The following is a 21,660-nucleotide window of genomic DNA, read 5'->3' on the forward strand; positions in this document are numbered from 1 at the left end:
TCAATAGCGTTGCAGCTGGATGAGAACAGAGCGGGTATGCAAGGGGCGACCCAGCAAGCTGTTCAGGCGTTCGCGCAAGCGTATGCGCAACTCCGGCTCGCCGACAGGATCGTCAAAGTCCGGCGTGGCTTCATCAAAGCCATAGCCGGTTTCGGTCAGCAGCACCCACTCAAAGCGCCGCAAGGCCCCCGCCACGGGTGGACGAGGAATCTGTGCCAAGTGCACCAGAGCTTCTTCGTAGGCATCGAACAGAACAGGGTGCGGGTCTTCACGCGGCAACAAACGAATCAATAATTCGTTCATGTACCAGGCCGACATCAGGGCACGACCTTTCAAGGGGCGAATCCCGGCGCAGTCCGCCCGCGTCAGCGTCTTGACTTCATTCTTGCCCGACCAGGCCAATAACAAAGGTTGAAACACAGACAAAGCAGGCCGCAAAATGGAATGCGGCCTTTTGGCGCCTTTCGCGACCAGGGGCACCAGCCCGTGGTTACGCGTAAAGGCATGACAGATCAGGGACGTTTCACGCCAGGCACTGGTGTGCAGGATATAGCCCGCTTCGTCCTGAAAGCGATGACGGGGATTACTCATACCCCAGGTCGCGCAGGACCGCTTCACGATCGGACCAGCCCTTGCGCACCTTGATGTACACATCCAGGAACACGGGCTTGTCGATCAGCTTGGCAATATCTTGGCGAGCTTCCGTAGCAATGCGCTTCATGTGCATGCCACCCGCTCCCAACAGAATCGGACGGTGGCTTTCACGTTCTACGACCACGCAGGCCGAAATACGGGCGCCCTGCTCGTTCTCGTCCCACTGCTCGATGACCACGGTACAACCGTAAGGCAGTTCGTCACCGACCAGGCGGAAGATCTTCTCGCGCAGCAGCTCCGAGGTAATGAAGCGCACCGAGCGGTCGGTAATGGTGTCTGCGTCGAACATGGCCTCACCTTCAGGCAGGCGGGAGGCAATCTCGTTCAGCAAAGGATCCAGCTGCAGGCGCTTGGCTGCACTGACCGGAATCACGGCACCATAGTCGAATTCCTGCGACAGGCGGGCGATATAGGGCAGCAAGTCGTTCTTGCTCTTTAAGGCATCAACCTTGTTGATGACCAGAATGGTCTTGCCACCTTTAGGCAGCATGGGCAGCAGCTCGGCGTCCGAAGCGGACCACTTGCCGGCTTCGACCACGTGCACCACCACGTCCACGTCGGCCAGGGCCTGAGTCACGACACGGTTCATCATGCGGTTCATGGCCCCACCGTGCTTGGTCTGAAAGCCAGGAGTGTCCACAAATACCATTTGATCGTGGTCACGCGTCAGCACGCTGTTGATGCGGTGGCGCGTGGTCTGCGCCTTGCGCGATACGATCGAAATCTTGCTGCCGATCAGGGCATTGGCCAGCGTGGACTTGCCGACGTTCGGTCGTCCGACAATAGCCACGAAGCCGCAACGAAAAGGGGTCTCTGTCATTCTGTTTCCTGCGACACGGCCACGGGCAATGTCAATTGTGAGGGGCGACGATGGCGACTGGCGCGCGTCGTCTTGGCTGGAAATTCAGCTTCTAAAATAGCAATGGCCTGCGTTGCGGCGGCTTGCTCAGCAGCACGACGGCTGCTGCCACTGGCACGGACATGGATATTGAGCTTGGCGATCGTGCATTCGATATCGAAGAGCTGATCGTGGGCTGCGCCATGTGTGGCCACCACGGTGTACACCGGCAAATCCAGCTTGCGACCTTGCAGCAGCTCCTGCAGCAAGGTTTTGGGATCTTTCCCCAATGTCTTGGGGTCCACATCCACCAGCATGGGTTCATACAGCTGGGTGATGACGGTTTGGGCTTGCGTAAAGCCCGCGTCCAGAAAGACAGCGCCAAAAATCGCTTCCAGCGCATCCGCCAGAATGGAAGGACGGCGGAAACCACCGCTTTTCAGCTCCCCTTCCCCCAGACGCAAATAATCCGACAAACCCAGACGGGTTGCGATTTCAGCCAGAGCAGCCTGTTTGACCAGATTCGCCCGCAGGCGCGACAAGTCACCTTCATCAATGCGTTGAAAGCGGTCGAACAACAAGGCCGCAACCGTGAAGTTCAAGACCGAATCCCCCAGGAACTCCAGCCGCTCGTTATGACGCGCGCTGTGGCTACGATGGGTCAAGGCCTGCTCAAGCAGGCCTGTGTCTTTAAAGGAGTAGCCGATAGCGGCTTCAAGCAGAGCAAGACGTTTCATTAATGGAAGCGACCTATACGGCTAAGTTCGCGGAAATTCATCCAGATAAAGAAGGCGCGTCCCACAATATTCTCATCGGGCACAAAGCCCCAATAACGACTGTCCAGACTATTGTCGCGATTGTCTCCCATGACGAAGTAATTGCCTTCCGGCACCACACACGAGATGCCATTGGAGAAATACTCACAGGAGTCACGATTGGGGAAGGCCACGATGGGCATCAAGCCCTGAGGCGCAGTTTTGTTCAGCAAGATGTTGTGCTGCACCTTGCCCAGCTCTTCCAGATAACGCCCAATGTAAGCGGAGCGATCCGGTTCGTAGTAATCGCCACTGCGCACTTGAGTAATGACCTGGCCATTGACCGACAGCACCTTGTCACGGTATTCCACGCGGTCGCCCGGCACGCCAACCACACGCTTGATGTAGTCCACGCTGGTATCGACGGGGTAACGGAACACAATCACATCGCCACGCTCAGGATGCCCCAAGGGCACAACCTTGGTACCACTAACGGGCAGGCGAATGCCGTATTCGTATTTGTTCACCAGAATCAGGTCGCCATTTTTCAGTGTGGGCAGCATGGAGCCCGACGGAATGCGAAATGGTTCGATGATGAACGAGCGCAAGACGAACACAAACAAAATGACTGGGAAGAAACTGACGCCATACTCAATCCACCACGGCATGCGGTTGGCCTGGTCATACGCTTCCTGGCGCAATTGCTGCAAGTGCTCGGGGTCTTGAGCTGCCGTTTCCGGTACCGCCTGCATCGCGGCCTGCGCACGCGCCAGTCGGCGGGAACGCAGGGAGAAACGATCCAAAAACCAGATTGCGCCGGTCAGTATCAGCAGTACAAACAAAATCAGAGCAAAATCCCAGCTCATCGGTTTCCTTTAAAGAAATTAAAGCAGTCCTGGTTGTGGTCGGCTCGGGTCGCCGACCACAACATTACTTATCCTCGACCTGCAAAATTGCCAAAAAGGCTTCCTGCGGAATTTCCACGTTTCCAACTTGTTTCATCCGCTTCTTACCGGCTTTTTGCTTCTCAAGCAGTTTCTTCTTGCGAGAGATGTCACCGCCATAACACTTGGCCAACACGTTCTTGCGCAGTGCCTTGACGTTTTCGCGCGAGATCACTTCGGCGCCAATGGCGGCCTGAATCGCAATATCAAACATCTGACGCGGGATCAAGGAGCGCATCTTGGCGACCACTTCGCGTCCACGGTAACGGGCGTTGCTACGGTGCACAATCATGGACAGGGCATCAACCCGATCACCGTTGATCAGAATATCTACCTTGACCACGTCGGCCGAACGGTATTCCTTGAACTCGTAGTCCATGGATGCATAGCCGCGCGATACGGACTTGAGTCGATCAAAGAAGTCCAGCACGATCTCGGCCAGGGGCATTTCATAGACCAGATTCACCTGACGGCCATGATAGGTCATATTTAACTGCAAACCGCGCTTGGCTGTACACAGTGTCATGACCGGGCCCACGTATTCCTGCGGCATTAGCAGCGAAACCACAACAATAGGCTCGCGCACGTCTTCGATATGGGACACCTCCGGCATGCGGGAGGGGCTTTCAATCATCAGGACTTCGCCGTCACGACGTTCGACCTCGTACACCACCGACGGCGCGGTGGTGATGATGTCCATGTCAAATTCACGTTCCAGACGCTCCTGGACGATTTCCATGTGCAGCAGGCCCAGGAAGCCGCAACGGAAACCGAAGCCCAGCGCCTGAGACACTTCGGGCTCGAACATCAGGGAGGAATCGTTCAGCTTGAGCTTTTCCAGGGAATCGCGCAGTTGATCGTACTCGCTGCTTTCCACCGGGTACAAACCGGCAAACACCTGGGGCTTCACTTCCTTGAAGCCAGGCAAGGCTTTTTCAGCCGGTTTGCCAGCCAGAGTGATGGTGTCACCCACCTTGGCGTGTTCCAGCTCTTTAATGCCGGCAATGATGAAACCCACCTCGCCTGCAGACAGGTGAGGACGGTTTTCCGATTTGGGGGTGAACACACCAATGTGCTCGACCAGATGCGTGGCGCGGGTGGCCATCAACAGGATCTTTTCCTTGGGCTTGAGCACACCGTTGACGATGCGCACCAGCATGACCACGCCCACGTAGTTATCAAACCAGGAGTCAATGATCAAGGCTTGCAAGGGAGCCGTTGGATCGCCCACCGGCGCGGGCACACGGGCCACAATGGTTTCCAGGATTTCGTCGATACCCAGGCCGGTTTTTGCACTGGCGGCAATCGCCTCGCTGGCATCAATACCGATAACGTCTTCCACTTCCTGGCGGGCCGCATCCGGGTCAGCCGAAGGCAAGTCCATTTTATTGAGCACTGGAATCACTTCCACGCCCTGATCCAAAGCGGTGTAGCAGTTGGCCACGGTTTGCGCTTCCACACCTTGGGAAGCATCCACGACCAGCAAGGCACCTTCACAGGCCGACAAGGAGCGGCTGACCTCGTAGGAGAAGTCGACGTGGCCGGGGGTGTCGATCAGGTTCAGGTTGTATACCTTGCCATCCTGAGCCTTGTAGTGCAAAGCAGCGGTCTGGGCCTTAATCGTAATGCCACGCTCTTTCTCGATGTCCATCGAATCCAGAACCTGGGTCGACATCTCGCGGTCGGCCAGGCCACCACAGCGTTGGATCAGGCGGTCAGCCAAGGTCGATTTGCCATGATCGATGTGGGCAATAATAGAGAAATTGCGGATGTGATCCATAAACCCGTTAAAAAACAAAGAAAATGTTGAGGCGCAATGCCAGAGAGACGGCACAAGAAAGGGGCGCCCATGACGCCCCTTTTCAGTCCACGCGCCGAAAACGCAAGACCCGTCCTGTCAGACGGGCGCACGTGGAACCAGTATCCATTCAGGGCAAACTGCCCCTGCGAATAGCGGCGGAAAAACTCCGGCCCCAGGCCGGAGTTCATCAATAGCTACCATTTTAGCCGTTTTACAGAATTTTTATTTCGATGGCGTAATCAATACCCACTGCGACTGGCCTTGACGCAAAACCAGCAAGGCGGCTGCTTTGGATTTATCCAAGGAAGCGACCATTTTAGCGTATTGATCCGGCGTCCCTACGTCTTTATCGTTGACGCGCAAAATAAGATCGCCTGGTTGCAGGCCAGCTTCGCTGGCAGGGGCCGTAGCCTCTGTCACCTGAACCGCACTTTCCACACCCAAACGCTTCAGATCCGCGGCAGGAACAGCCGTCACTTTCAAGCCGAAGGCATCAGCCGTGCTGGCGGCAGGACTGTCTTTCTCGTTCTTGGCGGCCGCGGCAGGGCTGCTGGAAGGCATTTCTTCGACATCAATCTTGATGGTCTGCAACTTGCCCTTGCGCCAGATTTCCAGCGTGGAGCTTTGGCCTGGCTTGGTGCCACCCACAATACGGGGCAGGTCTGTCATTTGCTCAATGGTGCGACCGTTGAACTTCAGGATCACGTCACCAGACTGGATACCGGCCTTGGCGGCAGGGCCGCCCTCTTCCACGCTGCTGACCAAGGCACCCTTGCTGTCCTTCAGGCCCAGGGCGGTCGCCACGTCATCGGCCACCGGCGTGATTTGCACACCAATACGGCCACGAGTCACCTTGCCGTCGGACTTGAGTTGCTCGACCACATTCATGGCTTCGTCAATAGGAATGGCCAGGGAAATACCCATGAAGCCACCACTGCGCGAAATGATCTGGGAGTTCACACCCACCACTTCACCATTCAGGTTGATCAGCGGACCACCGGAGTTACCGGGGTTCACAGCCACGTCGGTCTGAATGAAAGGCAGGTAGTCGCCGGTTTCACGGTTGATGGCGCTGACGATCCCGGAGGTCACGGTGGACTCCAGACCAAACGGCGAACCAATGGCCAGGACCCACTGCCCTTTCTTGAGCTGCTTGGAGTCACCGATGACCATGGGCTTCAGGTCTTTGGCCTCGATCTTGATCAGGGCCACGTCGGTGCGCTCGTCTGTACCGATGATCTTGGCAGGATATTCCTTGCCATTGCTCAAGGTGACGAAAATACCGTTGGAATCCGCCACCACATGATTATTGGTCAGGATGTAGCCGTCAGCAGAAATAATGAAGCCCGAGCCTACTCCACGAGGAACGGTGCGTTCCTGGGGTTGCTGGCCTTCATTGCCACCACGAGGACGCTGAGGAGCCATGCCTGGTGGCATGAAATCTGGCCCAAAAAACCAGCGGAACATATCGTAAGGGTCCGAACCGGGGCCCATGGCGGGCGAACGTACCCGCACAGCCTCGGTAGTACGGATATTGACCACCCCATCCTCGGTCTTGGCAACAACGCCAGTAAAGTCGGGCAGCCCCAGCGTCGTGCTCTGGACTTGCTCGGCAGGCGCGACGGGCTGAGCCTGAGCCTGGGCCATGGGCGCAGCCGCTGCCAGCATCACGGCAGCCGTCAAAGCCGAGAGAACAGGAATACGCATTTTTTGACTCGATTTTTCCATTCAAATACTCCTGGTGGACGATAGTCAATGTGTCCGGGATAGAGGGGTGAACTGTGTGCCTTCCAGCAACGCGCGCAAGGTCTGTACAGGAACGGCGCCGGTGCTGGTCAAAACATAATCGTTGATGCGACTGCGGTACATATTCATGGAGCCACGGTGAAAGGCTCCCAAACTGTTTTCTTCAGCTTCAGGGGTCCCTACCTTTTCCAGAAACACGGAAATGGCCGCCAGACCGTCAGACACCATCAAATGCGTGACCTGACGACCCGCACGCATGGGTCTAAGCATTTCGGAACGCAAGGTAAAACCGGCAGGCAGGGCCAGGTGCCAGCCCTGCTCGCTCAAATCAATTTTCTGCACTTCGGGCTCGACCACTTCCCACTTGCTGGGGTTCCAGCTGGTGCGCAACTCTTGCAGATCCACCTGCTCACCAAAGGCGACCGAGGCAAAGGCAATCTGGTCCACTACCGCTTGTTGTGGGTCCAGAGTCTGCATTTTCAACAGCAGATGGTGATCGGTATCGGCACATACACGGTAGCCGTAGCGCTGATCGTCCTTGGGTACCAGTTCGATCAGATCGCATGGGCGGCCTGCCACTCGCTCACGCGATGGCAAACGGCGCATATCGTAAAAATTGGGTAATTGACTGACATCACCAACCAGAAAACTGGGAAAGCGCTCGTTTTCACGACGCTCGATCACCACCATTTTCTTTTCGGGAATCAGGCATTGCGTCACTTCATTCTGACGCAAGAATTCTCGTGGCTCGCCGTCCAGAATCTCCAGACGCTCGCGCTCGCCAGTGCCGTCAATAATATGGACCAGCTTCATGGACTGGCTGGCCTGATCCTGGGTGTAAATAATGACCCCGGAGTAATCCAGGTCACGCGCCGCTTTATGGACTTTCTGCAGCCAGGGAAGATCCAGCGGCTCCAGCCCGCTGGCATCCTGAGCCAGTACAGGTGTACACAGCATCGCCAGCGAAAAGGCAAACAAACCCTTATAGAGACGCGCCAAGCCCACCTGCGACGGCATACGTACAGACCTCATTGACCCAGGGCTCCACTTTCAAAGGAAACATGGCGTACCGGACCGGTACCAACAAAGTCGCGGTGCAAATCCGCGTAATCATTCCAGAGCTGATCGTCCTGGGCGCTGGCCACCAGCGTGCCAGGAACCGAAGTCACGCCCATGTACGGCAAACCCACCCACAAGGCGGCCGCCACGGCGGCCACCACGGCCAGTCCGCTGACGCCGTAGCGCTGCACCAAGGGCCGCTTCATGGCATTGGGGGCGAGCACCGTCGGCTCTTCGTCAATCGCTTTGGACAGACGCGCGTAAAAGCGATCCGAGGTGCGGATCGCCAATGCGTCGGTACGCATGACGTCACCAATCAAATGGTAGGTATCCCAGACTTGACGCCCGTAGGGGGAGTCCAGTTCTTCGGGGCGTATTTCAGCCTCGCCATCCACCCAAGAGGACACGGCGGCCTCCCAGGCATTCAGTTGATCTTCATCGGAATGGGATTTCAGGGCTTGCATCATCAATCCTTACCACCGTCGTTCACTATCTTCACCATCCAGGATGGGACGCAATTGCGCTGCAATGGCGTCCCGGGCCCGAAAGATGCGTGAGCGCACAGTTCCTATAGGGCAGTCCATGGTCTGAGCAATATCTTCGTAGCTCATACCTTCAATTTCACGTAACACAATAGCCGTCCGCAACTCTTCTGGCAGCGCCTGTATTGCTGTATTTACAGTTTCTGCAATCTGGCGGCTGACCATCATGGATTCCGGCGTGCTTATATCGCTTAGGTTGTCGATTCGGTCAAAAGTTTCACCTTCTTCGGTTTCGACGTTCTGTAATGTGTTGGGACGTCGCGCGGCCGAGGCTTGCCAATTACGGGCTGTATTGATCGCAATGCGGTACAGCCAGGTGTAAAAAGCACTCTCGCCCCGGAACTGGGGAAGAGCTCGGTACGCTTTGATGAAGGTTTCCTGAGCCACGTCCTCGACTTCGGACGGGTCACGCACCATGCGGCTGAGCAGACGCATGATCTTGCGCTGGTACTTCAGTACCAGCAGGTCAAAGGCTCGCTTATCCCCACGCTGAACACGTGCAACTAGTTCGGCATCGGTATCGCGTTCACTCATTAAGAATCCTTATTCTGAGCACGGACCTGATGGGACAGTCGGTTGGCACATAGACACAAGGCCCACCAGCCCTGCGGCGGCTGAGTATGGCGCCATACAGTGATGGTACGACAAGCCTTGCCAGCAGAATCAAAACGCAAACGCAAGGTCATGAACCAGGCGCAACGCCAGATTTGCTCTATTTGCACGGACTCCTTTGCTGTCCCCTCGCACTGCAAGGAGTATAGCCCTGCACGATGAGCTAGTGTAGCGCGCTCATTCCATACTCGACGACTGCGAGCATACAAAAAATAAGCCCACAAAGCACCTGCTAACAAAGCCGGGGCCCAGGGCCATTGCCAGCTATATATCGTCCAGGCCAGGCTTGAGGCGAGTAAAACATAGACAAAAACGCCCAGTCGGCGCACCGGAGCCGGAGCTCCGATCGACCAGGACTGGGCGTTACGAGTGGGGCAGTCCAGCTTAGCGAAGACGGCGCACCACCATCGAACCGTTGGTGCCACCAAACCCGAAGGAGTTGGACAGAGCCACATCAATCTTCATGTCACGCGCCTGATTGGCGCAGTAATCCAGGTCGCAAGCAGGATCCTGGTTGAAGATATTGATGGTTGGAGGCGAGATCTGGTTGTACACCGCCAAGGTGGTGAACACCGCTTCAATACCACCGGCAGCACCCAGCAGGTGACCCGTCATGGATTTGGTGGAGTTGACCACCAGCTTGTAAGCGTGATCGCCAAAAGCCAGTTTCAATGCTTCGGACTCGTTCACATCACCCAATGGCGTGGAAGTACCGTGTGCGTTGACGTACTGAACTTCATCAGCGTTGATGCCACCATTGCGCAAGGCGTTCATCACGCCACGACGCGGACCGTCACGGTCTGGCGATGTGATGTGGTGAGCATCCGAGCTCATGCCGTAGCCGGAGAATTCGCCGTAAATGCGAGCGCCACGTTTTTTGGCGTGTTCGTACTCTTCCAGCACCAGCACACCAGCGCCCTCACCCAGCACAAAGCCGTCGCGGTCCATATCCCAGGGACGCGATGCCGTTTCAGGATCGTCGTTACGGGTGGACAGAGCACGCATGGCAGCAAAACCGCCAATGCCCAGCGGGGACACGGTGGACTCGGCACCGCCGGCAATCATCACATCGGCGTCGCCATACTCGATCAAGCGAGCAGCGTCACCAATCGAGTGCAGGCCGGTTGTACATGCCGACACGACTGCGTAGCTAGGGCCTTTCAGGCCCAGGCCGATGGACAACTGGCCGGACACCAGGTTGACCAAGGAGCCGGGTACAAAGAACGGGGAAATCCGACGTGGACCCCGTTCCAGATAATCTTTTTGGGTTTCTTCAATGCGGGGCAAACCACCAATCCCCGAACCTACGATAACGCCCACACGCTCAGCATTGATGCTGTTGATGTCCAGGCCGCAGTCCTTCCAGGCTTGCATACCTGCCACCACGCCGTAATGGATAAAGGTATCCATCTGCTTGGCTTCTTTGGACGAAATGTATGGTGTTAAATCAAAATCCTTGACCTCACCCGCTATCTGGGCTGTTAGGGCCGAAGGATCGAAACGGGTAATACGCCCGATGCCCGAACGCCCATTGACGATGTTATCCCACGCGGTAGGAATATCGTTGCCGACCGGGGAAACAATACCCAGCCCGGTAATCACGACACGTCGTTTCACGGATGACTCCTAAACACAAAAAAAGCGGTTTAAAGGGAATAACTGCGTCTTGCAAGCTAAAGCCGCCGGGCACAGGCTACTCTCTGGAAACCGCTCTGGAGCGAGGGCGTGCACAATGCCGCCCACCCTCTTAATTGAACTTACTGCTTGCTGTGAGAATTGATGTAGTCCACAGCTTGCTGGACCGTCGTGATTTTCTCAGCTTCTTCGTCTGGTATTTCGGTTTCGAATTCGTCTTCGAGCGCCATCACGAGCTCGACCATGTCGAGCGAGTCGGCACCGAGGTCGTCGAGAAAAGAAGATTCGTTTTTGATCTCGGCTTCGTTAACGCCAAGTTGTTCAGCGACGATCTTCTTGACGCGCTGTTCGATGCTTTCCATGCAGATTCTCCAAGTTGGGAAAAATTCCCGCAAATTATAGCCAATCCATACTGCTAAGAGGGATAAGCTATGACAAAAAACGGCGTTCTTGTATGAGGCCCAACGTTATTCGTACAACGCCGGCTCAAGCAATAGGCCCCAAATAATCCCGCAATTTTACCTCAGCCGGGCGCGATGCCAAGCCTTACATGTGCATACCACCATTCACATGGATGGTGCTGCCCGTAATATATTGCGCTTGCGACCCGGCCAGGAAGGCTACCGCGTTGGCGATATCTTCAGCAGCACCCAGTCGTCCCAGGGGGATTTGCGACAAAATTGCCGCCGACTGCTCAGGAGTCAAAGAGCGTGTCATGTCCGTATCAATAAAGCCCGGAGCGACACAATTAACTGTAATGTTACGGCTACCGAGCTCGCGCGCCAAGGCGCGGCTCATGCCAGCCACGCCTGCTTTGGCAGCCGCGTAGTTGGCTTGACCGGGGTTGCCGCTCTCGCCCACCACCGAGGTGATGCTGATGATGCGGCCCCAGCGGGCTTTCATCATGGGGCGGATGACGGCACGTGACAGGCGGAACACGGCGCTCAGATTGGTCTGGATAACCGCATCCCAGTCCTCATCTTTCAAGCGCATGGCCAGGTTGTCACGCGTAATACCGGCATTATTGACCAGAATGTGCGGGCCACCGTCTTCTTTGCTCAAGGCAGAGATCAGTGCTTCGCAAGCAGCCGGGTCGTCCACGTTCAATACATGGCCGTAACTGCCGTTCTGATCCAGCACAGCGGAAATCGCCTGTGCACCGGACTCGGAAGTGGCGGTACCAATCACCTTGGCACCGCGTGCCATCAATTCTTTGGCAATCGCCTGACCGATACCGCGCGATGCGCCGGTTACCAGGGCGGTCTTGCCGCTTAAATCCAATTCTTGCATTTATGCTCCCTCCAGGGCTTCCAAGGTGGCCTGCAAGGATGCAGGGTCACTGATCGACAAGGCGACCAGATCGCGATCAATACGCTTGATCAGACCTGTCAGCACTTTGCCTGGTCCACACTCGACCACGTGGGTGACACCCTGGGCCTTCATGGCCTGGATGGTCTCCACCCAGCGTACGGGATGCCAGGCCTGACGGACCAGCGCATCTTTAATCTGTTCGGGGTCGGTAGGCGCGGCTACGTCCACGTTATTGATCACGGAAATAGCAGGCGTTTGCACTTGCACCGAAGCCAGAGCCTGGGCCAGCACAGCAGCTGCCGGTTCCAGCAGGCTGGAGTGGAAAGGAGCCGATACAGGCAACACCAAAGCACGCTTGGCACCGGCCTCTTTGGCCAGAGCACATGCACGATCTACCGCTTCCACATTCCCGGCAATCACCACCTGGGCAGGCGCATTGTAGTTAACAGCCTGAACAATCTGCTGCCCCTCGGAGGCACGGGCACATACATCACGTACCTGATCGTCATCCAGACCCAGCACAGCGGCCATGGTACCCACACCCACAGGGACGGCAGCTTGCATGGCGTCGGCACGGATGCGAACCAGCGGAACCGCTTGTTCCAGGCTCAGAGCACCGGCAGCAGTCAGGGCCGAGTACTCACCCAGGCTGTGACCGGCCATCACGGCAGGAGCAGGGCCACCAGCCTGAATCCAGGCCTGGTACATGGCCACGGCGCTAGCCAGCATGACAGGTTGAGTATTGGTAGTCAGGTTCAGAGCCTCGGCAGGCCCGTGCGCCATCAACTGAGCCAGGTCCTGGCCCAGCGACTGGCTGGCTTGTGCAATGGCTTGCTGTACGACAGCAGACTCGCCCCAGGCATCGAGCATGCCCACGGACTGCGAGCCTTGTCCTGGAAAGACAAACGCAATTTTCATGGTAGAAAAACCCAAAGAGATGAGGCGGTAATCCGGATCGCGCTACTTAGCAGCGGACCAGCACCGAGCCCCAGGTAAAGCCGCCACCCACGCCTTGCAACAGCGCCAGATCACCGGCACGGATACGACCATCCCGGCGAGCGGCATTCAGGGCCAAGGGCACACTGGCTGCCGAGGTGTTGGCATGTTGATCAACCGTGATAACCACCTTCTCGGAGGGGATACCCAGCTTACGACCTAGAAAATTGATGATGCGAACGTTGGCCTGGTGCGGGACCAGCCAATTGATATCCGACAGGGAAACGCCAGCCTGTTCGCAGACTTGATTGGCCGAAGCGGCCAGAGAGGTAACAGCCAGCTTGAACACAGCCTGACCGTCCATGCGCAGGAAGGGATCGCCCACGACCTGGCCGTGCGAGACATTGCCTGCCGCACACAAAATACCCATTTGGCTGCCATCCGCATTGAGCTGGGCGGCCAAAATACCGGGCTCATCACTGGCTTGCAGAACCACAGCGCCCGCACCATCGCCAAACAGGACGCAGGTAGAGCGGTCGTTCCAGTCCAGGATGCTGGAGAACACTTCGGCGCCGATAACCAGCGCATTGCGCGCACGGCCTGCCTTGATCATGGCGTCGGCGGTTGTCAGTGCATAGACAAAGCCGCTGCACACCGCTTGTACGTCGTACGCGGCCGCGCCCTTGTTGCCCAATTCGGCTTGCACCAGGCACGCCGTGCTGGGGAAAACGTAATCGGGAGTGGAAGTAGCCACCACAATCAGGTCCAGATCCTGGGCAGCAACGCCCGCATCTTCCAGCGCCTGACGCGCGGCTTGTGTTGCCAAATGACTGGTACGAACACCGGGATCGGCAAGATGGCGCTGATGAATACCGGTACGCTCGACAATCCACTGATCGGAGGTTTCGATACCCTTTTGAGCCAGCTCAAGCGCTAGATCATCGTTAGACACAATCCGAGGAGGCAGGTAGCCGCCTGTACCGATAATCTTGGCAAATATCGTCATTTTATGTTCCCGATCAAGCCCGTTCTTATGAGGACGAGGGCTCTGAAGTATGGCGTGTATCTGGTTCGCCGCTTTGCTCTTCATGCAAGTTCACACTTTGCATGATGCGTTCGACTGCCTGGCTGGTACCGCTGAGCAGACCATTGAGCACCGCACCGCGGGCCCGTTGCAAAGCATAACCGAAAGCGTAGGCATCGGCAGAACCATGACTCTTGATAACAATACCGCGTAAACCCAAAAGGGCCGCACCGTTATGACGGCGATTATCCACCCTGTCGCGGAAACGATTCAAGACAGGACGAGCCAGCAAAGCGGAGACTTTGCTTAAAGGGTCACGGGTAAATTCGTCGCGCAGCATACTGCCGACCATCTTGGCCAGGCCCTCAATGGACTTGAGGACCACATTGCCCACGAAACCGTCACACACGACCACGTTGACAGTACCTTTGCAGATATCGTCGCCTTCTACGTTGCCGTAAAAATTCAGTCCGCTGGAGCGCAACAGTTCAGCCGCCTTTTTGACGACCTCGTTGCCTTTGATGACCTCTTCCCCAATATTGAGCAAGCCCACGGTGGGACGCTCATGGCGATCCACGATACTGGCCAGGGCAGATCCCATAATGGCGAACTGCAACAGGTGTTCTGCGGAACAATCCACATTGGCACCCAGGTCCAGCATGATTGTGGCCCCGCCCTTTTGGTTCGGGATGGACGTGGCAATGGCTGGGCGATCAATCCCATCCAGAGTTTTGAGTATGTAGCGCGAAATTGCCATCCATGCGCCGGTATTGCCCGCAGAAATGCAGGCATCAGCTATCCCGTCCTTGACGGACTGGGCAGCCACTCGCATGGAGGAGTCTTTTTTGCGGCGCAGGGCCACCTCGACCGAATCGGCCATGGTGACAACTTCGGATGCGGGAAGAATGTCGTACCAGGAGGTATCGACATTACCTTGCGCACGCAATGTTTGCTCGATGGCCTGAGGCTCGCCAACCAATAAGCAGTGCACATCCGGATAGCGCTTGGCAAAAAGCAGCGCTGCAGGGACAGTGACGGATAAACCGATATCGCCGCCCATGCAATCGATGGCAATACGTATTTTTTTGTTAGACATCAAGCATGCAACCTATGTTGCTTGCAACGACAAAGAGACTATTACTCGTCGTTCTTTGTTTTCAGCACTTTACGGCCACGGTAGATGCCGTTAGGGCTGATGTGGTGACGCAGGTGCAGCTCGCCAGTCGTAGGCTCGATAGCCGTCGAAGGACCAGTAAGCGCGTCGTGCGAACGACGCATGTTACGCCGGGACGGGCTCTTTTTATTCTGCTGAACAGCCATGATGACTCCTGTAGATGGACAACCCCGAATAAATGGGTGCAGCCCGAAAAAATTAACGAATTAGTAACAAACAATCAAGACTTCTTGAGCGAACCCAGCACAGCAAACGGGGACGGCCGCTCAAAGGCGGATTCATCCAGGTCGTCTGACTTGGCTTCCATGGACAGCGACTGAGCGTCGGGGCAAACCTCATGGCGCGGCACATAAGGCACGCTGAGAATCAGTTCATCCTCGACCAGTCCCAGGACATCCAGCTGGCCTTCACACAAGATGCGATCAGGACCTTCCGTATCGTCATCATCCAGCTCCAGTTCTTCCTCGGTTGCCACAATCTGTACTTCGTTGGAAATATCGATGGGCCACTCAAAAGGCTTCACACAGCGCTGGCATTCCAAAATGACGCTACCTTTGGCCTGCACATGCACAAAACGACGCCGGGCAGAATCTTCCCGACCCGAAACACTCCAGTCAATGCGCAAATCGCCTTGATCGGGCAAATCGGATACCAGACGAGACAGATCTTCCACCAGCACCTGACCCGACATTTCCTGAGGGGCACGGGCTAGATTCAAGGTGTCGATATACTGTGTCGTCATAAGTATGCTTAGGGCATCAAACCACGGTCTTGCCAGGGATCTGGGTACCGCTTGTTTGTTTTGCTTTATTTGTCGCTTGTTTGCTGCTTGCTTGCTGTTTACTTGTTTCACTGCCTTGGTATCGCTTGGGTTGCTCTACCATTTTTTCTTGTACCGCTTTTTTCCTGCCCCTCGGTATTGAAGCATGTAAAACACAGCCGGCAAACCGCCAAGCTAGCCCACAACCATTTCAATAACGAAGAAAACATTAGATAATACCGTGCTAAGCACAAGGCAGTCAAACCAAAGCACAGCTAAAACACACCATGCGTCTCATCCTTGCATCAAGCTCAGTCTATCGCCGCGCTATGTTAGCGCGTTTGGGCTTGCCTTTCACCTGTCAGTCGCCTGACATTGACGAAACCCCACGTCCCGGAGAGGCTCCGGCCGAGCTCAGCCTGCGTCTGGCGCGTGAAAAAGCCGCCCGTATCAGCCAGTTGAACCCAGGCGCACTCGTGATTGGCTCCGATCAGGTCGCCACGTCTGGCAAAGACGCCATTGGCAAGCCTGGCGACCATGCCGGCGCACAGAAACAACTGCGTCGCCTGAGCGGTCAAAGCATCGACTTTCACAGCGCTTTATGCGTGACAAATGGCCAGAAATTTCTGAGCAGCGATATTGTTACCAATTGTCGTTTTCGTGCATTGAGCGATGAGGAAATCGAGCACTATTTGCTGCAGGAAAAGCCTTATGACACCGCCGGCAGCGCCAAGGCCGAAAGCCTGGGCATTGCCTTGATGGAGTCCATGCGCTCGGACGATCCCACCGCCATTATCGGCCTGCCCCTGATCGAGTTGTGCACCATGCTGCGGCACTTTGGCTTGAACCCCTTGCGCCCCAACCTTCTTACCCCTTCCGTTTAGGACCGATACGCCATGCCCCAAGCCGCCCCCTTGCATCTGATCCCTGTAGGCTTAAGCGAGAGCCCGATCAGCGGCTGGCTGCCCGCCGACGTCAAAGCGTTGACGCGTGAACTGACCATCTTTATTGCCGAGAACGCCAAAACCGCCCGGGCTTTCCTGAAACAGGTTGAGCCGGTGGTGCCTCTGCAAGAAATCACCATTCATACCTTGGACAAGCGCGGCAACAAACCTGGTGAAATGCGTGAGTGGTTGAAAGCCGCCCTGCAAGGCCAGGGGATTGGCCTGGTGTCGGAAGCAGGCTGCCCCGCCGTGGCCGACCCCGGCGCCTTGGTGGTCGCCATGGCCCACGAGATGAAAATCCCCGTGCGCCCGCACGTTGGCCCCTCTTCCATTTTGCTCAGCCTGATGGCCAGCGGCCTGGACGGACAGCAATTTGTATTTCACGGTTATGCGCCCGTCGATGGCGGCGCACGCGCCAAGCAGCTCAAGCAATGGGAAAGCCAGTCCCAGGCCCTGAAACAAACTCAGATCCTGATCGAAACGCCGTATCGCAACCAGGCCATGTACAGCGCCCTGCTGCAGTCCCTGAAGCCCACAACGCGCTTGTGCCTGGCTCGTGACCTGACCGGCTCGCGTGAGCTGATCCAGACCGCCACGGTAGAACAATGGCGCGAACGCCAAGCACCTGCCCTGGACAAAACCCCCTGCATTTTCCTGTTTCTGGCTGGCCGTTAAGATGAAACTCCTGTCCTGCTTTACCCCCGCCTTGAAACGCGGCTTTCAGATTGGCGTGCTCAGCCTGACGGCCTTATTGGCGGCCTGTGGCAGTAGCGGCCCCTTCAAACTTGATGACAGCTATAACGCGCAGGGCCAAAACAGCCGAGTCCGCTATTTGGTCATGCACTACACCGCAGGCGACCACGCCACCTCTTTGAAGGTGCTAACGCAGCGTGATGTCAGCGCCCATTACCTGGTCAGCGACGAGCGTCGCCCCACGGTCTACCGCCTGGTTCCAGAAGAGCGCCGCGCCTGGCACGCCGGCCTGGGTTCCTGGTACGGTTTCACAGACCTGAACACCGGCTCCATTGGCATCGAAATCGTAAACATGGGTCGCTTGGCAGATGGCCGCTGGGCCCCGTACACATCCGGGCAGATTGAAGCAATCAAAGCGTTGCTGAAAGACCTGGCTCAACGCCATGGCGTGTCTCCACGCAATATTATTGGCCACAGCGACGTTGCCCCACAGCGCAAGCTGGACCCCGGCCCCCATTTCCCCTGGAAGGAACTGGCTCAAGCGGGCATAGGCCGCTGGTACAAGGAATCACAGGCTCGCGCGCTGCAAGCGCAATACGCCACCCGTCCCCTGCCCTCTGCCGCTCAAACCCAGGCTCTGTTGCGAAAAGCAGGCTACGAGACTCCGGACAGCGGGACTTTCGACAAGGCGACACAAAATGTGATCGCCGCCTTCCAGATGCACTACCGCCCCGCCCGCTATGACGGCATTCTGGATGCCGAAACAGCCGCCATCCTGCAAAGTCTGGATTGATAAAAAAACAGGTAATGGGCGAATGCTCATTACCTGTTTTTCCTAGTGCGCTGTCTTGTTCAACGCAGGCCAGCGGCGCAAGGCCAACAAGCCTGCCAGCACCAAACCATACACATAGACCTCCACCACATCATTTTTACCAATACGAATCAGGTAAAAATGCAAGATGGATAGCACTGCCGCCAGATAGATGGTTTGGTGCAAGCGACTCCAGCCACGCCCCAAACGTTTCTGCCAGCCATTCGTAGAGGTCAAGGTCAGCACCAATAAAATCAGCACGGCCACCACCCCGATCGTAATCAGGGGACGCTGCACCACGTCCTGCCACATGGACAGCCAATCACCCGAGCGATCCCACCAGGCCCAGGCCAGCGTGTGCAAGGCGGCATAAAAGAAACTGAACAAACCCAACATACGCCGCCAGCGCACCAACGCGGGCTGAGCCAGCAGACGCCGCACAGGACTCAAGGCAAGCGTCAGCAATAACAGTACCAAGGCCCAAACCCCGCTGGAGCGCGTCAGGAACTCGGCGGGATTCGCGCTCAGACCATTGTTGAAACCCAGCCACACCCAGCGCCCCAAAGGAAACAAGCCCAGCAAAAACACCAGGGGCTTGAGCCTGTCTACTTGCGCAGCCTTCCAGGTACTCATTAGTAATTACGCCTTAAATCCATATCGGCATACAAGCCAGCCACATCTTCCGCATAGCCGTTAAAAGGCAAGGTCGGCTTTTTGGTGGCGAAAAACCCCGACCCGATGACACGTTCAGTCGCCTGACTCCATCGGGGATGAGGCACTTCAGGGTTCACATTGGCGTAAAAACCATATTCATGGGGGGCTACCTTCATCCAGCTGGACTCGGGCATGGTATCCGTCAAGGTAATGCGCACCAAGGACTTGGCCGACTTGAAACCATACTTCCACGGCACGATCAGCCGCACGGGCGCGCCATTCTGAACAGGCAGCCTTTTCCCGTACAGGCCGGTAGCCAGCAAGGTCAAAGGGTGCATGGCCTCATCCAGTCGCAGCGCCTCGACATAAGGCCAGTTCAGAATACGAGAGCGCAGGCCCGGCATGGTTTCCGGGTCTGCCGCCGTTTCAAATCGGACAAAGCGCGCCGAGCCCTGAGGCTCGGCCTGTTTCAACAAGGCAGACAAGGAATACCCCACCCAAGGCACCACCATGGACCAGGCTTCCACACAACGCAGACGGTAAATCCGCTCTTCCAAGGGGGCCAGCTTCAATATCTGGTCCATATCCAGGGTCAAGGGCTTGTGCACCAGACCGTCGATCTGCAAGGTCCAGGGTTCAGTCTTGAATTGCCCCGAATGACGGGCAGGATCTTCCTTGCCCGTGCCAAATTCGTAGAAATTATTGTAGGAAGTGATGTCGGACTCGCTGGTGGGCGTATCGTCCAGCTTCCAGCGCTGGGAAGGCGTGAATGGCAAGGCCTGCCCCACCGGGACCGCTTGCGCCGGGCCAGGCAAGCTGGCCGCCAAAGCCAAAGCCCCCGGAGCCTGTAACAGCAGACGACGGCGAGCCCGCCAGACCGACTCATCGGTAATTTCAGAGGGACGTATGGGCTGCGAGCGTGATTTGAACATCTCCATCTCCTGAACCTGTCTGGCAAGATGGCCGTCAAACCCGCTTGCCGCTTATTAAATACGTGCCAATACCCAATCGCGCATTTGCGCCACATTATCAACCATGACCGTGGGCTCTGCCTTGGCCAGGGTTTGAGGATCATGCGCGCCGTACGTGACAGCGACACTATCCATGCCCGCGTTGGCCGCCATATGAATATCGTGCACGGTATCGCCCACCATCAAGACCTGCTCGGGCTCCAGCATCAACTCAGCCAGCAATTGATGCAGCATTTCCGGGTCCGGCTTGCTGCGGGTTTCATCCGCGCAACGGGTGGCATCAAAAAAAGTGCTGAGATTGACTTGCTGCAGCACCCTATCCAAACCTTGACGACTTTTTCCCGTTGCCACTCCTAAGGCAATCTGGCGGCCACGAAGTTCACCCATGAAAGGCAAAATTCCATCAAACAGCTTGATATGCGGGTCACGCTGCATAAAGTGATAACGATAACGCTCCAGAAACAGCGGCATCTGCTCGGCGGTCAGATCCGGCACCGCGCGATATAAGGCGCTTTCCAGCGACAAACCGATCACCCAGCTGGCTTGCTGAATCGAAGGCACAGGCAATTCCAGATCCGCACTGGCCAACTGAATAGAACTGGCAATTGAGTACGTCGAATCCATCACTGTGCCGTCCCAATCAAACAGAACGGCGGCATAACGCGTCATAACTACTTCTCCAAACGCTCAAGAAGGATCTGACAGGCAGCCGGCAAGGCGGCCTCCAGAACCAGAGGCTGTCCGGTGACAGGGTGATTGAACTCCAGGCGCCCCGAATGCAGGAACATGCGCTTGAAGCCCTGGCGGGCGAACTGATCACGAATGGCATCATCGCCATACTTGTCGTCGCCCACAATCGGAAAGCCCGAATGGGCCAAATGAACCCGAATCTGGTGGGTGCGGCCGGTTTTCAGCTCTGCCTGCACCAAGGTAAAGCGACCAAAGCGACGCTGCATGGTGATGATGGTATGCGCAGGCTTGCCAGCCGGGTCAACCTTGACACGTCGCTCGCCGCTTTCGGTCAGCCAGCGCAGCAAGGGAAAACGGATGTGCTGACGGTCGTTTACCCAATCGCCCTGCACCAGCGCCCAGTAAAACTTGCGGGCACGGATTTCACGGAACATATCGTGCAAGCCGACCAAAGCCGCACGACGTTTGGCAATAATCAGCAAACCGGAGGTATCACGATCCAGACGGTGGGCCAGTTCCAGAAAGGATTCCTGAGGCCGCGCGGCGCGCAACTGTTCGATGACACCAAAGGACACGCCACTGCCGCCGTGCACAGCAACACCTGCGGGCTTGTCGATCACCATCATGTGTTCGTCCTCGAACACTACCGGGAAAACGGCAGCGGGGACGGGACGGGCTTGCTCGGGCTCAGGCAGACGCAGAGGAGGAATTCGCACCATATCGCCATCTTGCAAACGATAGTCGCTGCTGATACGGCCTTTGTTCACGCGCACCTGACCGCCGCGGATCGCTTTGTAAATGTGGCTTTTTGGCACCCCTTTACATTCGCGTAACAAAAAATTATCTATACGCTGACCCGCCCGCGTTTCATCAATGCGCAGTATTCGCACTTGAGGGGCTGATCTTTGTGATTCATGAGGTTTGCACATAACAAAAAGGGGCATATAATCGCTTCAGCCTATGGAAGCTGAGACTGGGTCCAGCGTAGAGATGCAAAGGGTGCGTCTCCGTTGGATGACCAAGGACTGATAATTGTATCCTTGAGTTCCAGCTTCCGGGTCATAAGGTCGCCGGGGTGAGTCCGAAATAGCGAAAGTCGTGTGGCA

24 protein-coding genes are annotated in these 21,660 nt (G+C 56.5%); 3 read left to right on the top strand and 21 right to left on the bottom strand.

Annotated elements, in window-relative coordinates:
* From recO to CPY64_RS11685, 17 genes are all read right to left on the bottom strand, one after another.
* Complete coding sequence (gene recO / locus CPY64_RS11600; protein ID WP_042482393.1) at window positions 1-591, bottom strand: DNA repair protein RecO; 591 nt, start codon at window positions 589-591, stop codon at window positions 1-3.
* Window positions 584-1,474, bottom strand: a complete 891-nt coding sequence (gene era / locus CPY64_RS11605) for a GTPase Era (RefSeq protein WP_009456562.1) — start codon at window positions 1,472-1,474, stop codon at window positions 584-586. Before era ends, recO begins: the two co-directional genes overlap by 8 nt.
* The gene (gene rnc / locus CPY64_RS11610; RefSeq protein ID WP_009456563.1) at window positions 1,471-2,229 is read right to left on the bottom strand and encodes a ribonuclease III; all 759 of its coding nucleotides are present in this window, start codon (window positions 2,227-2,229) and stop codon (window positions 1,471-1,473) included. The genes era and rnc overlap by 4 nt, the downstream gene beginning before the upstream one ends.
* Window positions 2,229-3,113, bottom strand: coding sequence for a signal peptidase I (gene lepB / locus CPY64_RS11615; RefSeq protein WP_042482395.1), 885 nt, complete (start codon window positions 3,111-3,113; stop codon window positions 2,229-2,231). Before lepB ends, rnc begins: the two co-directional genes overlap by 1 nt.
* A 64-nt stretch (window positions 3,114-3,177) precedes the next feature.
* Entirely contained in the window at window positions 3,178-4,971 is a 1,794-nt protein-coding gene (gene lepA / locus CPY64_RS11620) for a translation elongation factor 4 (RefSeq protein WP_042482399.1), read from the bottom strand.
* A gap of 243 nt (window positions 4,972-5,214) precedes the next feature.
* The gene (locus tag CPY64_RS11625) at window positions 5,215-6,720 is read right to left on the bottom strand and encodes a DegQ family serine endoprotease (protein ID WP_042482402.1); all 1,506 of its coding nucleotides are present in this window, start codon (window positions 6,718-6,720) and stop codon (window positions 5,215-5,217) included.
* A 24-nt stretch (window positions 6,721-6,744) separates the two neighbouring features.
* On the bottom strand, window positions 6,745-7,770 hold the full coding sequence (locus tag CPY64_RS11630) for a MucB/RseB C-terminal domain-containing protein (protein ID WP_223254065.1): 1,026 nt from the start codon (window positions 7,768-7,770) through the stop codon (window positions 6,745-6,747).
* Window positions 7,767-8,264, bottom strand: coding sequence for a sigma-E factor negative regulatory protein (locus CPY64_RS11635; RefSeq protein ID WP_042482409.1), 498 nt, complete (start codon window positions 8,262-8,264; stop codon window positions 7,767-7,769). The genes CPY64_RS11630 and CPY64_RS11635 overlap by 4 nt, the downstream gene beginning before the upstream one ends.
* A gap of 6 nt (window positions 8,265-8,270) precedes the next feature.
* On the bottom strand, window positions 8,271-8,873 hold the full coding sequence (gene rpoE, locus CPY64_RS11640; protein WP_009456579.1) for an RNA polymerase sigma factor RpoE: 603 nt from the start codon (window positions 8,871-8,873) through the stop codon (window positions 8,271-8,273).
* A 462-nt stretch (window positions 8,874-9,335) separates the two neighbouring features.
* Window positions 9,336-10,568, bottom strand: a complete 1,233-nt coding sequence (fabF, locus tag CPY64_RS11650) for a beta-ketoacyl-ACP synthase II (protein WP_021446869.1) — start codon at window positions 10,566-10,568, stop codon at window positions 9,336-9,338.
* A gap of 140 nt (window positions 10,569-10,708) precedes the next feature.
* Entirely contained in the window at window positions 10,709-10,948 is a 240-nt protein-coding gene (acpP, locus tag CPY64_RS11655; protein WP_003800961.1) for an acyl carrier protein, read from the bottom strand.
* A 184-nt stretch (window positions 10,949-11,132) separates the two neighbouring features.
* Entirely contained in the window at window positions 11,133-11,876 is a 744-nt protein-coding gene (gene fabG / locus CPY64_RS11660) for a 3-oxoacyl-ACP reductase FabG (protein ID WP_042482415.1), read from the bottom strand.
* Window positions 11,877-12,815, bottom strand: coding sequence for an ACP S-malonyltransferase (fabD, locus tag CPY64_RS11665; protein ID WP_042482418.1), 939 nt, complete (start codon window positions 12,813-12,815; stop codon window positions 11,877-11,879).
* Between the two features lie 46 nt (window positions 12,816-12,861).
* Window positions 12,862-13,839, bottom strand: coding sequence for a beta-ketoacyl-ACP synthase III (locus CPY64_RS11670; RefSeq protein WP_042482423.1), 978 nt, complete (start codon window positions 13,837-13,839; stop codon window positions 12,862-12,864).
* Window positions 13,840-13,864: 25 nt separating this feature from the next.
* Window positions 13,865-14,953 (bottom strand): phosphate acyltransferase PlsX, encoded by a 1,089-nt coding sequence (gene plsX / locus CPY64_RS11675; RefSeq protein WP_042482426.1) that lies wholly within the window; start codon window positions 14,951-14,953, stop codon window positions 13,865-13,867.
* Window positions 14,954-14,994: 41 nt separating this feature from the next.
* Window positions 14,995-15,177, bottom strand: a complete 183-nt coding sequence (rpmF, locus tag CPY64_RS11680) for a 50S ribosomal protein L32 (RefSeq protein ID WP_003800968.1) — start codon at window positions 15,175-15,177, stop codon at window positions 14,995-14,997.
* Between the two features lie 74 nt (window positions 15,178-15,251).
* The gene (locus CPY64_RS11685; protein WP_026483102.1) at window positions 15,252-15,773 is read right to left on the bottom strand and encodes a YceD family protein; all 522 of its coding nucleotides are present in this window, start codon (window positions 15,771-15,773) and stop codon (window positions 15,252-15,254) included.
* 347 nt (window positions 15,774-16,120) lie between these two features.
* On the opposite strand from CPY64_RS11685, the gene CPY64_RS11690 reads away from it, so the two are divergent.
* The 3 genes from CPY64_RS11690 to CPY64_RS11700 are packed head-to-tail and all read left to right on the top strand — an operon-like array spanning window position 16,121 to window position 18,221.
* Entirely contained in the window at window positions 16,121-16,675 is a 555-nt protein-coding gene (locus CPY64_RS11690) for a Maf family protein (protein WP_232623227.1), read from the top strand.
* A 12-nt stretch (window positions 16,676-16,687) separates the two neighbouring features.
* Window positions 16,688-17,410 carry an SAM-dependent methyltransferase gene (locus CPY64_RS11695; RefSeq protein ID WP_042482431.1) on the top strand — a complete coding sequence of 241 codons (723 nt, stop codon included), beginning with the start codon at window positions 16,688-16,690 and terminating at the stop codon, window positions 17,408-17,410.
* Between the two features lies 1 nt (window position 17,411).
* On the top strand, window positions 17,412-18,221 hold the full coding sequence (locus CPY64_RS11700) for an N-acetylmuramoyl-L-alanine amidase (protein WP_080723714.1): 810 nt from the start codon (window positions 17,412-17,414) through the stop codon (window positions 18,219-18,221).
* Window positions 18,222-18,263: 42 nt separating this feature from the next.
* Here CPY64_RS11700 and CPY64_RS11705 read toward each other — a convergent pair whose 3' ends face one another.
* From CPY64_RS11705 to CPY64_RS11720, 4 genes are read right to left on the bottom strand one after another with little or no spacing between them, the layout of a single operon-like run.
* Entirely contained in the window at window positions 18,264-18,872 is a 609-nt protein-coding gene (locus CPY64_RS11705; protein WP_042482434.1) for a protein-methionine-sulfoxide reductase heme-binding subunit MsrQ, read from the bottom strand.
* Window positions 18,872-19,825 carry a protein-methionine-sulfoxide reductase catalytic subunit MsrP gene (msrP, locus tag CPY64_RS11710; protein ID WP_042482437.1) on the bottom strand — a complete coding sequence of 318 codons (954 nt, stop codon included), beginning with the start codon at window positions 19,823-19,825 and terminating at the stop codon, window positions 18,872-18,874. Before msrP ends, CPY64_RS11705 begins: the two co-directional genes overlap by 1 nt.
* A gap of 54 nt (window positions 19,826-19,879) precedes the next feature.
* On the bottom strand, window positions 19,880-20,533 hold the full coding sequence (locus tag CPY64_RS11715; protein WP_042482439.1) for an HAD family hydrolase: 654 nt from the start codon (window positions 20,531-20,533) through the stop codon (window positions 19,880-19,882).
* A 2-nt stretch (window positions 20,534-20,535) separates the two neighbouring features.
* Window positions 20,536-21,498 carry an RluA family pseudouridine synthase gene (locus CPY64_RS11720; protein WP_226791369.1) on the bottom strand — a complete coding sequence of 321 codons (963 nt, stop codon included), beginning with the start codon at window positions 21,496-21,498 and terminating at the stop codon, window positions 20,536-20,538.
* Between the last annotated feature and the right edge of the window lie 162 nt (window positions 21,499-21,660).

Origin of the sequence: Alcaligenes faecalis, assembly GCF_002443155.1 — a bacterium.
Classification (GTDB): domain Bacteria; phylum Pseudomonadota; class Gammaproteobacteria; order Burkholderiales; family Burkholderiaceae_B; genus Alcaligenes; species Alcaligenes faecalis.